The 13,374-nt window shown below is 40.5% G+C and carries 9 protein-coding genes; 4 read left to right on the top strand and 5 right to left on the bottom strand.

The genetic code is table 11. The features are described from left to right. Positions 1–366: 366 nt before the first annotated feature. Positions 367–1,371 (top strand): Gfo/Idh/MocA family protein, encoded by a 1,005-nt coding sequence (locus tag AC5JL8_RS07720; RefSeq protein WP_495879192.1) that lies wholly within the window; start codon positions 367–369, stop codon positions 1,369–1,371. A gap of 10 nt (positions 1,372–1,381) precedes the next feature. Further along, a complete protein-coding gene (gene map, locus AC5JL8_RS07715; protein ID WP_495879191.1) occupies positions 1,382–2,152 on the top strand; it encodes a type I methionyl aminopeptidase in 771 nt (256 codons plus the stop codon). Between the two features lie 48 nt (positions 2,153–2,200). Here the strand turns inward: map and AC5JL8_RS07710 are convergent, their stop codons facing one another. Continuing rightward, the gene (locus AC5JL8_RS07710; RefSeq protein ID WP_495879190.1) at positions 2,201–3,553 is read right to left on the bottom strand and encodes a pentapeptide repeat-containing protein; all 1,353 of its coding nucleotides are present in this window, start codon (positions 3,551–3,553) and stop codon (positions 2,201–2,203) included. 572 nt (positions 3,554–4,125) lie between these two features. Here AC5JL8_RS07710 and AC5JL8_RS07705 point away from each other — a divergent pair. Together AC5JL8_RS07705 and AC5JL8_RS07700 are read left to right on the top strand one after the other, a co-directional pair. Continuing rightward, positions 4,126–4,866 (top strand): tetratricopeptide repeat protein, encoded by a 741-nt coding sequence (locus tag AC5JL8_RS07705; RefSeq protein WP_495879189.1) that lies wholly within the window; start codon positions 4,126–4,128, stop codon positions 4,864–4,866. 363 nt (positions 4,867–5,229) lie between these two features. Then, positions 5,230–6,105 carry an SDR family oxidoreductase gene (locus AC5JL8_RS07700; RefSeq protein ID WP_495879188.1) on the top strand — a complete coding sequence of 292 codons (876 nt, stop codon included), beginning with the start codon at positions 5,230–5,232 and terminating at the stop codon, positions 6,103–6,105. A 258-nt stretch (positions 6,106–6,363) separates the two neighbouring features. On the opposite strand, the gene AC5JL8_RS07695 is transcribed toward AC5JL8_RS07700, so the two are convergent. From AC5JL8_RS07695 to AC5JL8_RS07680, 4 genes are all read right to left on the bottom strand, one after another. Further along, a complete protein-coding gene (locus AC5JL8_RS07695; RefSeq protein WP_495879187.1) occupies positions 6,364–7,500 on the bottom strand; it encodes a murein hydrolase activator EnvC family protein in 1,137 nt (378 codons plus the stop codon). Positions 7,501–7,796: 296 nt separating this feature from the next. Beyond that, positions 7,797–9,119, bottom strand: a complete 1,323-nt coding sequence (gene trmFO / locus AC5JL8_RS07690) for an FADH(2)-oxidizing methylenetetrahydrofolate--tRNA-(uracil(54)-C(5))-methyltransferase TrmFO (protein ID WP_495879186.1) — start codon at positions 9,117–9,119, stop codon at positions 7,797–7,799. Positions 9,120–9,369: 250 nt separating this feature from the next. Continuing rightward, positions 9,370–10,929 carry a tetratricopeptide repeat protein gene (locus AC5JL8_RS07685; RefSeq protein WP_495879185.1) on the bottom strand — a complete coding sequence of 520 codons (1,560 nt, stop codon included), beginning with the start codon at positions 10,927–10,929 and terminating at the stop codon, positions 9,370–9,372. A gap of 272 nt (positions 10,930–11,201) precedes the next feature. Beyond that, a complete protein-coding gene (locus AC5JL8_RS07680; RefSeq protein WP_495879184.1) occupies positions 11,202–12,923 on the bottom strand; it encodes a mechanosensitive ion channel family protein in 1,722 nt (573 codons plus the stop codon). Positions 12,924–13,374 lie beyond the last annotated feature (451 nt).

Here is a 13,374-nt window from a genome sequence, read left to right as displayed (position 1 = left end):
AATACTAATAAGTTTTATTTATACATTTATCGCCTAAATCACTCACTCATTAGCAAAGCTTATAAGTTAGGTAATAAAAGATGAATGAGTGAATAAATCACATAAAATGCGGATGGATTTGATGGCGTTTGTACCTAATTGATCTGCTAGATGAAAGGGTACATCAAGCCACCCTTGTTCGGACACTGCGTTGCCAAGACAAATCTGTAGAAGCTTCTGTGGAGAGCCGCAGGGTGAATTACTTTGTTTATTCAGACGAGGAGCTACAAGTGTCCGTTGTGGTATCTACAGCTTTACCAGCAGGCTGTATAGTTAAAGCATTGCTTTGCCCACACAGAAAACTTATAAACAGAACTGGTGACTATCATGGATGATTCTGAAGCACCTTTGGCACAAGCAAAAATACGGGTGGGTGTGGTTGGTACTGGGTATGCGGCAAAGTTTCGGAGTGAGGCGTTCCTGCAAGATGAGCGATCGCACTTAATTGCAATTGTCGGACATACTCCAGAAAATGCGGCAGCTTTTGCCAATAACTACCAAACTGAGGCGATGAGTTCTTGGCAGCAATTAGTAGAGCGAGAAGATGTAGATCTAGTAGTAATATGCACTATTAATCGAGATCATGGTGCGATCGCTCGTGCTGCGCTCACTCATGGTAAACACGTTATTGTAGAGTATCCCCTTTCTTTGGATGTCATCGAAGCTGAAGAACTCATTGCTTTCGCCAAAGCTCAAAATAAACTGCTCCACGTGGAACACATTGAACTCTTAGGGGGATTGCATCAAGCTTTAAAGCAACACTTAGAAAAAATTGGCGATGTTTTTTATGTACGCTACAGCACTATCAATCCCCAGCACCCTGCTCCTCGTAAATGGTCTTATAACCATGAGCTTTTTGGTTTTCCTTTAATTGGTGCGCTTTCGCGTTTACATCGTCTTACGGATTTGTTTGGCAAAGTCTTAACAGTTAACTGTCATCAGCGATTTTGGGAAACAGAAGCGCAATATTACCAAACGTGTTTTTGTACTACTCAACTGTGCTTCAGTAATGGGCTGTTAGCACAAGTAGTTTATGGTAAAGGCGAAACCATTTGGCAGCCAGAACGTAAATTTGAAGTGCATGGCGAAAAAGGTGGGTTAATTTTTGACGGTGACACAGGAGTTTTTATCCAAGCGCAGGAAACAATACCTATAGAAGTTGGTACTCGTCGCGGATTATTTGCTAAAGACACAAATATGGTGTTAGATCATATTTTTCATGGGACTCCTTTATACGTCACCCCAGAAGAAAGCTTGTATACCTTGAAGGTTGCTGATGCTGCTAAAAGAGCAGCTGAGACAGGCTTAACTATATTTATGAATGAGAAGTAATTAAAAGTTCATGAGAAGCGAAACAATTGTTATTTTATCCCAGCGAGAACTAGAGAAGATGCGTAAGGCAGGACGCTTGGCAGCCACACTGCTACAGCATCTAGAATCAATGGTGAAGCCTGGGGTAAGCACTCTCGAAATCAATGATGAAGCCGAACGTTGGACGCAGGCTCATGGAGCAAAAAGCGCTCCTCTTAACTACAAAGGCTTTCCCAAATCAATCTGCACGAGTGTGAATGAGGTAGTCTGTCACGGGATTCCTAATGCCAAGCAGATTTTGAAGGAAGGTGACATCATCAATATTGATGTGACGCTGATTGTTGATGGCTACCACGGTGATACATCCAAGACATTCTTTGTCGGTACTCCTTCACCAGCGGCAAAAAAACTAGTAGAGGTAACAGATGAGTGTCGTTACCGTGGGATTGCTGAAGTTAAACCAGGGGCCCGTATTGGAGATATTGGTGCAGCCATCCAAGAGTATGCCGAGGCACAAGGCTTTTCTGTAGTGCGAGATTTTGTAGGACATGGTATTAGCAACATTTTTCATACTCCACCGGATATTCCTCACTACGGAACTCGCGGTAAGGGTAAGCGCCTCAGACCAGGGATGGTATTTACAATTGAGCCAATGATTAATGAAGGGACTTGGGAAGTAGAAGTTCTCAGTGATGGTTGGACTGCTATAACCCGCGATCGCAAGCTTTCTGCCCAATTTGAGCATACCTTAGCTGTGACTGAAGATGGAGTAGAAATTCTCACCTTACCTGAAGGTGGTTAAGCTTCCATGAACAATAATCATTAAATGTAGGTAACTGACAACTGCTAACTATCTTTCCAACTTATTGGGAATGCCTTCGCAACCGCCAGGAATAGTGCCTCTGGTTTTTTCCCCACCCCAAGCACAGCAGTAATAACGTGCCGACTCAGGCAGACGTTGCACATTGGTAAAGTCGGCATTTTCTATGACAGCACCAGTGTGTTCGCCAGTTTCGTAGTTAGGTGGTATGGTGCGGCTGCGGGGTGATGCTGTTTTTACTGAACCGTAAAATAGCCGAATTCCGTTCAGGTCAGCATCGCGGAGTTTGGCATCGTATAAAATCGTGCGGGAAAGGTTGGCTTTTACTAAATCACAACCGCTGAGATTAGCGCGCACAAGATTAGCTTCGCTGAGATCAGTCCAACGCAAATCTGTAGCGGAAAGGTCTGCTCCGGCTAGCATCACGCCCAAATCGATGACGCGCACACCATCAAGGCGGTCTTCGGCGTAACCGCCAACACCGTTGAGAATGGCTCTACCTAAGCGGCGATCGCGTTTTAGAGGTGTTAGTAATTTTGAACGGGAGAGAAAGCGCAAAATCTTCGCTTTACCACTACCATCAACACTACTAAAAATTGCGGCGGTGCGTCCTTCGGCGATCGCTCTTTCTTGAGGCCAATCCTCTAATAATCCTTCTTCATCTAAAACTAAGTCTGAGATACCTTGAAAATAGGAATCTATCGTTTGCTGCTGGGTAATAATATTTTGCTGAACTGTCAACAAATTTTGCTGAATTGTTAGGTCTTTAGAAATCACATATTGTCGCCACGCTACGTAAACAGCGATGATGGCAATCAGGATTTGCCCTAAAGCGCCAAACCATTCTGCCAGAGTACCAGCAATGTCCCAGTTAATTTGACGTGCCCAAAAAATCACGCGATCGCCTAAACCGAAAAATTTCAACAAGCCAATGATGGCTGCTATTAATCCCAAAAATGCAACTAACAGTGTTCTACCTTGGGGTGAAAACCATTTTTCAATTACATTTTGCAACCAAGGTAATAGCATCGCCACAGATAGCAGCAAACTCAGCAGCGTTCCCAAAACGCCAATTATCCAATTATTTAAGGCAAGTCCGAGAAAAACGATCGCGATTCCTATTAAGGTAATCAGCAATGCTCTTGGCTTAACTGTGAATTGCTTGGTAGAGGGTGGCTGGATACTCGAACGGGCCTGTTGCAAAATCGCTGTATTTTGCGGAGATTGCAAAGACGAAATGGCAGCCAGGGCTTGCTGTGTAGCCAGGGCTTCTGGTGTCAGGTTATTTGCACCAGCGCCACCTTCAAAGTCATCTGGTTGCAAATCATTTTCCAGCGTTGATTCTGGGGTTGGTAGATCGGCGGAGTTGGATTCAATCGTCATTCTTTATATTGTGCCCCAGCAGACTCAGTTCCACATCTGTTTTATCTGAATTTCTACAGGGTAGGGTAGAACAAGATATGCAGTTTACAAGCAATTGCTATTCTGTACACCAGTTTGTGTAGATGAGAAATGCTTGGGCTATTTTACTTTTTTATTGGACAACTTGCATATTAACCAAATCTCTGAAGTTAAACATCTATCGTTATGTTCAGGAATTATTTGTGGTTCAAATACAGTTATCTTAATTCTTCAGCACCAACTTTATTTAAACTTATTAGTCAAACATTGATAAGTCTTATTTGTGGAACTTTGCGATATATTACATATGTTTTTAATTGATTTTATTAATTACTTTAACAGCATAGTTGATGATAAAACAATCGACAAATATTCTATATTAATAAGCAAATATCTTGCATTATATATGCCAAATGTGTTATATATTATAAATACTTGTGCTTGAATTCAATTAATGAGCATCAAATATTTTTTTACAAGAACAGTGTTGTTTGATACTATATTTTAAGAGAAACAAGTTTTAGCATCATAATTATGAGTTCTATAGGTACAGCATGGACTTTAGGCGCTGTTTAGTTGCCTCTGGTTTTATTACTTTCTCCACATTAGGTTGTGGTGATTGGACAAACTCAACGGCAAAAAATACCAAGCAAGTTGTACAAGAAAATAACGTTTCCCAATTGCTAATAAAAGCGAAGTCCACGCCAAAGGTAGAGGATTTATTGATTCAAGGTAATAATTTGCTAGATGCACATCGTTACCAAGATGCGATCGCAGCATACGATAAAGCGATCGCCCTCAAACCTCAGAGTGCAGAAGCGTGGATTAATCGAGGCAATGCTTTAACATCTTTACAACGCTACAAAGATGCAATAGTCTCCTATGATCAAGCAATTGCGATCAGACCTAACAAAGATATAGCTTGGTATAACCGAGGTAATGCTTTAACTGCTTTGCAAAGCTATAAAGATGCGATAGTAGCATACGACAAAGCGATCGCGATTAAACCCGACAAATACGAAGCCTGGATCAATCGAGGTATTGCCCTCACAAAGCTGCAACGTTATACCGAAGCGCTAAAATCTTACGACAAAGCGATCGCGATTAAACCTAATAAGCATGAAGCATACTATAACAAAGCTTGCTCTTATGCTTTACAGCGCAATGTGGACTTGGCGATCGTAAACTTAGATAAGGCAATTAAACTATTTCCTAGTAAGTATCAGAAATTAGCAAAAACTGATCCAGATTTTGTCAAAGTGCGTAGTGATAAACGTTTTCAGGAATTGCTCTAATAAGCTTTTGCCATTGCTACTGATTATTTGATTGGGATTTAAAATAGTAAAATAGAATTTTCTGCCCTTATCGGTTGTGGGCACGTCAATTTATTAGTATTGCTTTAATATTTATTGATAAATTAGGCTGTCAGCGCAGTATAATACTAATTTGTAATTCGTAATTTGTCATTAAAAACCAAATTTCATCTAAGTTTTCGGGTTTGAATCTGGTACTAGATTTTAGAAAATTGGTATAACCTTCAATTTATCTACATCTAGTAGGGTGGGCATTGCCCACCATATCCGGGTTTTGGTGGGCTAGATTTTAGATAATTGATATAAACTTAAATTTATCTATATATAAAACCTGTTTAAATATATATGAAAAAACTGTTAGTTACCGGAGCTAGTGGCTTTTTAGGATGGCATATTTGTCAAATAGCAAAGCAAGAATGGGAAGTTTATGGAACTTATTTTTCCCATGAAATAAATATTCCTGGCATCAAAATGCTGAAAGCGAATTTGACAGATTTTCAAGAACTCAAGAGTATATTTAGTGATGTTAGTCCAGCAGCAGTTATTCACACGGCTGCTCAATCTCAACCTAACTTTTGCCAAAATCATCCGCAACAATCATACGCAATTAATGTTACAACATCATCGAATATAGCTGGACTGTGTGCAGATTATTCGATTCCTTGCGCGTTTACATCAACCGACTTGGTTTTTGATGGCTTAAATGCTCCATATCAGGAAACAGATCCTGTATGTCCTGTGAATATTTATGGTGAGCAAAAAGTGATGGCTGAAGCAGGGATGTTAGAGCGATATCCTAATACTGCAATATGCCGTATGCCGTTAATGTTTGGTATGGCAACACCAACTGCTCAAAGTTTTATTCAACCATTTATTCAAACTTTACAAGCAGGCAAAGAGCTAAATTTGTTTATAGATGAATTCCGCACACCAGTGAGTGGAAAAACTGCTGCACAAGGCTTGTTATTAGCATTAGAAAAAGTTCACGGGTGCATTCACTTAGGCGGTAAAGAAAGAATTTCTCGTTATGATTTTGGTCAACTATTAGTAGAAGTATTTCAAATTCCTAATGCTAAAATTCAAGGCTGCCGACAACAAGATATAAAAATGGCAGCGCCCAGACCGGCAGATGTCTCTTTAGATAGTTCTAAAGCTTTTGCATTAGGATATCAGCCTTTATCTTTACGAAAAGAATTGCAGGAATTAATCAATAGTCAATAATGAAATTGTATTTGTTGTGTACCTAACCAGTGACGGAAATATGTTGATTTTCCCTTTTTCTGATCTCCAGTTTCGTCAATACACAAAATTATTTCTCTTGTGCTTACTGCTTGTCTGCACGGCGTAACCATCCCTGTTATATCATGTCCGCCTAATTAGTTATATTCTCGCATCTGTGCAAAAACCGCGAAATGCTCTTTCCCCGTAGTAACAAAACAGGGATCAGCCCTAATGATCAGCCTTCAACCGGACATAATATTAAAGATAATTAGCGGGGTCTACAGGTGAACCATTGTGTCGCACTTCAAAATGGAGATGGGGCCCGGTAGACAAACCGGTGGAACCCACAGCAGCGATCGCTTGTCCGCGTTGAACTCCTTGCCCTTCGGAAACATATAATTCGCTGGTATGTCCGTAAAGTGTAGTAACGCCTTTGCCGTGGTCAATTATTACAGCTTTGCCATAACCACCATACCATCCAGCAAAAATTACTGTTCCCGAATCAGCTGCCCGAATTGTACTACCATAGCTAGCGGCAAAATCCATACCTGCATGAAAGCGACGATAACCAAGAACTGGATGCATCCGCCAACCGAAGGGACTGCTAGTAGGTGCATCGCTAGGATATGCCAGCATCCCAGTTCCCCGAATGATAATGTTTTTACTGCTGCTGTTAGTCTTCGCCTGCGCCTCAACTCTTGCTTTGGCTTCTGCTACCTTTTGTTGAATCAAAACTTCTAGGTTTTGCGAATCTTGCTCTAGCTGATTTTGCGCCGCTTCTAAGGCCAAGCGATCGCTGTTTAGGCGTTGAATTAAATCTGTTTGTGACTGCGCTTGCGCTTGATAATCGGCTTTTTGCGCTAATAATTGCTCTCTAATTAAAGCAATTTCGTTTTTTTGGTGTTCTACTCCTGTTTGTTGTTTGATAATCTCGTTTGCTTGTGCATTGAGTTTTGCTAAAATCTGCTGATCTGCTTGGTAGACTAACTTCAGCTGATGACGACGACTGATAAAATCACTAATACTTTCGCTTTGTAGCAAAACTCCCCATCCTTGACTTGCAGGCGATCGCTGAAGAAACCGTAATCTTGCTACTGTGGCGACTTGGCGTTCTTCATAGGAACGTTGCGCCACAGCTAAATCAGCCTCCAACTGCTGGAGGCGTTGCGTAGCCAACTTTAATCGCAACTCGCTGTCTTGAATATGACTATTGGTAGTTTGTAAGTTTTGCTTTAATCCACTCAGGCGATTTTGAGCTTCTTTTTGCAGATTAGTTAAGCGATCGCGCTCTTTAACTACATTTTGACGCTGCTGCTTAACTTGTCGCTGCTGTTGTTTTAAAGTATTAATTGATGCTGTAGACGCCGCACGCACTGGCAATATTGGGATAAACACCAAACAAATGCATAAAATTATGCACCAAATTTTATTGTTTTTTCTCAATGGCACTACTATGCCGTAAAGCTTACCACAGCAATACTTCCAATCACTATGAGCATTTTTTCCAAAATTCGATTCACCCACTGCAACGCGCTGTCAAATTTATCTGCCAAGTTGTAACATAAACATTCCAACTATGTCAGCCTTAAGCAAGGGTATTAATTAATACTAATATTAACTACAGATAAATATCTGTGTACCCTGCGGAAGCCGCTTTGCGTCTACATCGATGTGCATCTGTGCTTTGATAATTACGAATTACGATAATTTACTTTCCAGTTTGTTAAATCAGCCAAAGAGCGATCGCGGTAACGTCCGTAACGCTCTTGTTTATTTTTGATTTTCACACCCAGTTCTGGGAAAATGCCAAAGTTGGGCGGCATTGGTTGGAAGTGCTTGGGCGAAGCGGAACTGATAAACTCAAACAGCGCACCCATCATCGTTGTGGGTGGTAGGGTTAGAGCTTCTTTCCCTAAAGCTAGTCGTGCAGCATTAATTCCTGCCAAGCAGCCACCAGCAGCCGCGGCGGTGTAGCCTTCAGTACCAATCAATTGTCCAGCCGCCAGTAAGTTAGGACGCTGTTTAAATTGCAGACTCGGATGCATTAGTTGGGGAGCATTAATAAAAGTGTTGCGATGCATCACTCCCAACCGCACAAATTCTGCATTTTCCAAACCTGGAATTAACCGGAATACCCGCTTTTGCTCACCCCAACGCAGATTAGTTTGGAATCCTACCATGTTCCAAAGCTGACCGGCTTTGTCTTCTTGTCGCAACTGCACAACCGCGTAAGGACGTTCCCCTGTACGGCTATCAGACAACCCTACTGGCTTGAGAGGGCCATAACGCATCGTGTCTTCACCGCGCAGTGCTTGTTCTTCAATGGGTAGACAGGCTTCAAAAAATTTCGCTGTTTCCCGCTCAAAATCCTTCAATTCTGTTTGTTCGGCTTTCTTGAGTTCTTCCCAAAAGTGCAGGTATTGCTCCTTATTCATTGGACAGTTGAGATAAGCAGCTTCGCCTTTGTCATAGCGGGAAGCCATAAAAGCAATATCGCGGTTAATCGATTCTCCTACAACGATTGGGCTAGCCGCATCGAAAAAGCTCAGGTATTCCATCCCTGTTAAGCGGCGTATATCTTCAGCTAAATCAGGACTAGTTAAAGGCCCAGTCGCCAACACTACAATTCCTTCAGGAATAGCAGGTATTTCACCTCGGCAAAATTCAATTAAAGGATGGCTAGCCAGAGTTTCTGTTAAGTCCTGGCCAAATTGCCCTCTATCTACTGCTAGCGCCCCACCAGCCGGAACAGCGTGTTCATCAGCTTTGGCAATGACAATAGAATTAAGTTGCCGCAGTTCTTCGTGCAATAATCCAGTGGCGCGATCGCTTGCCATTGCCCCAAAGGAATTACTACATACTAATTCCGCTAAATGTTCTGTATGATGGGCAGGACTAAAGCGATTTGGACGCATTTCATGCAAAATTACAGGCACTCCAGCCTGGGCTATTTGCCATGCTGCTTCTGTCCCAGCTAGTCCACCTCCAATTACTTGTATCGGTTGTTGAGCCATAGTTAAATTTTTAATTCCTGTTTTGATTAAAAATAATTTGCTAGGAGTGTATGTATATCAATCCTAACTGATTTGTGAAAATTAAAATTTCCAGATTTCCGACTTTTATTAGAAGTCGGTAATTTAGATTTAAATAGGTAATTCATCACAAATTAAGATAATTTCTCAGATTTGTGAAGGTAGTATTTTTCTTTAATTGCTTCCACCTCTTGTCTCAGCCCATTGGCATGAAGCAAACCAACATAACCTTCTAATAGTCACTATCTGCCAATTCAACAGGAAAAGCCGCGCGAGTGTAAACACTTAAAGCAGCTTGGAATGCAGCGATGGAAACTTCGATGTTGTTGGCTTTGTCTTTGGGTATTCTCTTACTGTAAGCAAGTCTCAAGTTATTTTGTGTCGAAGCCCAATCAACAGGAAAAGCTTCACGAGTGTAAACATTTAAAGCCGCTTGGAATGCAGCGATCGCAACTTCAATGTTGTTGGCTTTGTCTCCAAGTATTCTCTGGCTATAAGCAAGCCCTAAGTTATTTTGTGTCGAAGCCCAATCAACAGGAAAAGCTTCACGAGTGTAAACATTTAAAGCCGCTTGGAATGCAGCGATCGCAACTTCAATGTTGTTGGCTTTGTCTCCAAGTATTCTCTGGCTATAAGCAAGCCCTAAGTTACTTTGTGTCGAAGCCCAATCAACAGAAAAAGCTTCACGAGTGTAAACACTTAAAGCCGCTTGAAATGCAGCGATCGCAACTTCGATATTGTTTGCTTTGTCTTTGAGTATTCTGTCACTGTAAGCAATTCCCAAGTTATTTTGTATCGAAGCCCATTCAACAGGAAAAGCTTCACGAGTGTAAACACTTAAAGCCGCTTGAAATGCAGCGATGGAAACTGCAATATTGTTGGCTTTGTCTCCAAGTACTCTCTGGTAATAAGCAATTCCCAAGTTATGTTGCGTAGAAGCCCAATCAACAGGAAAAACTTCGCAAGTGTAAACACTCAAAGCAGCTTGAAATGCAGCGATGGAAACTTCAATATTGCTGGCTTTGTCTCCAAGTATTCTCTGGTAATAAGCAGTTCCCAAGGTATTTTGCGCGGAAGCCCATTCAACAGGAAAAGCTTCACGAGTGTAAACCCTCAAAGCTGCTTGAGATGCAGCAATGGAAACTTCGATGTTGTTGGCTTTGTCTCCAAGTATTCTCTGGTAATAAGCATATCCCAAGTTATTTTGCGTCGCAGCCCATTCAACAGGAAAAGCTTCACGAGTAAATACTGTTAATACTATTTCATAGCCAGTAATGGCAATTTCTATGTTGCTGGCTTTGTTACCCAAAGAGAATTGTTCAATTAAAGTACTAAAATTAAATACATCTACAGCCCTTGATTGTGCTATCTCTGCTTCTACTTGTGTCAAGGCTTTACTTGCCCAATGCCGCAATTCTTTTACTAGATTCAAATTGAGTTTATCTGTATTTGCAGCCAGCAAGGGATAAACAACCTGTGCATCGCATCTGCTATCTGCTGTTAGTTCCAGCGCCTGCATCAAGAAATACAAGTATTCTTGTCCTTTAGCAGTTGATGATAAATTACTATACACTCCAAGCAACCGTCCTGCCATATTCATTAAACGATTAGCTTGGTTTTGTTCACCTTGCTTTAGTAGATTACTTGCCTTTTCCAGCATCTTTTGTGTTAAGTCAGCATCAAGTATCTCTCGGTTCGCCTCCAAAATCTCCAATTCTTCGCCGCTAGGACAATTCAACAGGCTTTGAATGAGTTCAAAATAGACTTGCTGACGCTGTTCGTTCATGGGCATATACATTCAATAGATGTTATTTTCCCATAGAAGTTCTTCAACAGTTTGGTTTTAATTCAGGCACTTGGCGGATAACATCGATAAACTTCGCTGCTTTAAAATTTTACAGTATTTGTGGCACAATTTGATTTAAAATTGGTAAAAAAATAATTTAATAACAAAATAGCTAAAATTATTGAACCGTAAATATTTCAGATAACAGCAGTATTGTTTATAAAAATTATAGCGCTTTTTTAAAGTGGATAGTAAATATTTAATGGGCATCATCTTCTTTATTTTCTTTGATGCTTTGTTGATGAATTAAATGAGCCGTTAGAGTTATCATTCTGGGATTGCTTTTGTAACCAATTAGTTAACATAGCAGAAAGTTGAGACAAAGAATCTTCTAACTTAGGTGAAATTTTTAATGGCAAACTTCCTGATCGGACATGAAGTGAACGTTGTGGAAAGGGAATTTGAATATTATGTAGTCGTAAACTTTCATCTATTTGAAAGTAAAGGTCACTTTTAATTTGAAATTGCCTTCTAGGTTTTGAAATCCAAACTAGCAACTGAAAATCTAAAGAATCTTCACCGAATCCTTTAAACCAAACTTTTGGTGCTGGCTTATTTAAAACATCAGGATGATTATTTGCTGCTTCCAGCAGTGCAGAACGCACGTGATTCAAATCTGATTTATAAGCCAAACGCACGGGTAATACTAAACGAGACACACGGTTGTGATGGCTCCAATTCACTACTTCTTTATCTAATAAACGAGAATTGGGTACAATCACCAATATGTCATCTAAAGTATGGATGTGAATACTGCGGGCAGTGAACCGTTCTACTGTTCCCATATATTCACCAATTTCTACAAAATCTCCAATTTGAATCGAGCGTTCAAAAGTAATAACTAAGCCACTGATTAATTCTTTTGCTACTCCTTGCAAACCAAATCCGATTGCTACACCCAAGATACTAGCTAAAATTGCCAGAGAACTGATATCTAAACCCCAAATTTGGAGTAAAATAACAGTGCCGATAAATATTAAGCTATAGTTAATAATAACTGCGATAGACTGTTGAACGCCGCGACTAACACTTGTGATTTGAAGTACACGCGATCGCAACAAATTTGTCACTGCTCCTGCAACAGCTAGCAATCCAAAAAATAAACTTATTAAAATCAATATATTAATAACTGAATACGAACTTTCACCAAGAGAAATAACAGGTGATGTCAGACTCATCCGAAGAATATTAGTAATGCGCTGGCTCCACTCTCGCGTTAATGGAAATAAGTCTGTAATGTAAATAATAGCTCCTAACCACACTCCAGCACGCACTAAGGAAAGTGTCAATTGCAAAAATAATTCAATTCCTTTGGGTTGCGCTCCCGTTTCTGGATCATTTGCTGCCCTTGGCACTAGCCTTCGTAACCAGTAGCACCAAATCCAACCTAAAATTTGATGTAGAATAAATGCACTGACTACTGACAAGAATACAAATAATATTGCCCTCCAGATATAACTTAACCTTCGTTCTTGTTGACCTTCTCTAATTCCCTCAGTAATTCTTTGCGCCCAAATTTCAGCCTGTTCTTGTTGTGTTCTACCAGTCGGAGTGTCTTGTGAAGTCACTGTCACCAAGTGGCGACCATTCACCCTGACAACGGGCAATTGATTATCTTCGATAATCTCAACTTTCACAGGTTCAGTGGAGCGCACTGCTTGTTTTAAAATCAAATTGGCATCAGCAGCACGATTCTCGGCACTAAATTGACCTGCTTCACTGACTTTAAATAATTGGCGGCCATCGAGTGTAATGGCAGCAGTTGGTCTTTGTTGCGCTTGTACTGGTACTACAGTTAGTAAGCAACCTAGAATTACTATCCAAGAAATGGCTTTGATAGTGATAGGAATACGAAAGCGATAGAAGAATCTCTGGATCTTGTCGGAAATTTTTTGCCAAACAGAAGATATCTCTGCATTCATTTGATTTAACTTACTCATCAGCACCGTTGATAATAGTAAAAATCAGCGCAAATTAACTCCATCTGAAGTGGGTTAATCATCATGCGCTATGCAGATACTGTTGAAGCTGCAAATTTACATGAAAAAACCCCCAAGAGCATGGGGGTTAATTTTGCACCAAAAGACGTTTAGTAGTTATGCACCCTGAGAGTAATTCAAATGTACTAGTTTATTCTCTCATAACTGGGCAACATTATTTTGGGAATTTTTTCAAGAATTGTTTTTTCTTGTTCTTTTGCTACATCCCCCCAATGGGAGGTTTTACCCAAGAGGAGTTTAACAATTTGAGGAATTATACCAGTTATCCGAGATATTGCAACAAATTGGTTACCCTTCAAAACCGCAGCTACAGAAGCAATTATAAGTTGCACACTTGCGTAAAAAACGGTATTAGGCGGTAGTAATTCAGTAGAGAACAGGTTGTAAATAT

The sequence above is a fragment of the Mojavia sp. genome, assembly GCF_059505145.1.
The sequence above is the reverse complement of the archived record's forward strand: the minus strand, read 5'-3'. Positions and strand labels throughout refer to the sequence as shown.

What these genes read in the sequence shown, in the direction of transcription:
- AC5JL8_RS07720 (WP_495879192.1), top strand. Translation starts at nt 367, where the DNA reads ATGGATGATTCTGAAGCACCTTTGGCACAAGCAAAAATACGGGTGGGT.
- map (WP_495879191.1), top strand. Translation starts at nt 1,382, where the DNA reads ATGAGAAGCGAAACAATTGTTATTTTATCCCAGCGAGAACTAGAGAAG.
- AC5JL8_RS07710 (WP_495879190.1), bottom strand. Translation starts at nt 3,553, where the DNA reads ATGACGATTGAATCCAACTCCGCCGATCTACCAACCCCAGAATCAACG.
- AC5JL8_RS07705 (WP_495879189.1), top strand. Translation starts at nt 4,126, where the DNA reads ATGGACTTTAGGCGCTGTTTAGTTGCCTCTGGTTTTATTACTTTCTCC.
- AC5JL8_RS07700 (WP_495879188.1), top strand. Translation starts at nt 5,230, where the DNA reads ATGAAAAAACTGTTAGTTACCGGAGCTAGTGGCTTTTTAGGATGGCAT.
- trmFO (WP_495879186.1), bottom strand. Translation starts at nt 9,119, where the DNA reads ATGGCTCAACAACCGATACAAGTAATTGGAGGTGGACTAGCTGGGACA.
- AC5JL8_RS07685 (WP_495879185.1), bottom strand. Translation starts at nt 10,929, where the DNA reads ATGCCCATGAACGAACAGCGTCAGCAAGTCTATTTTGAACTCATTCAA.
- AC5JL8_RS07680 (WP_495879184.1), bottom strand. Translation starts at nt 12,923, where the DNA reads ATGAGTAAGTTAAATCAAATGAATGCAGAGATATCTTCTGTTTGGCAA.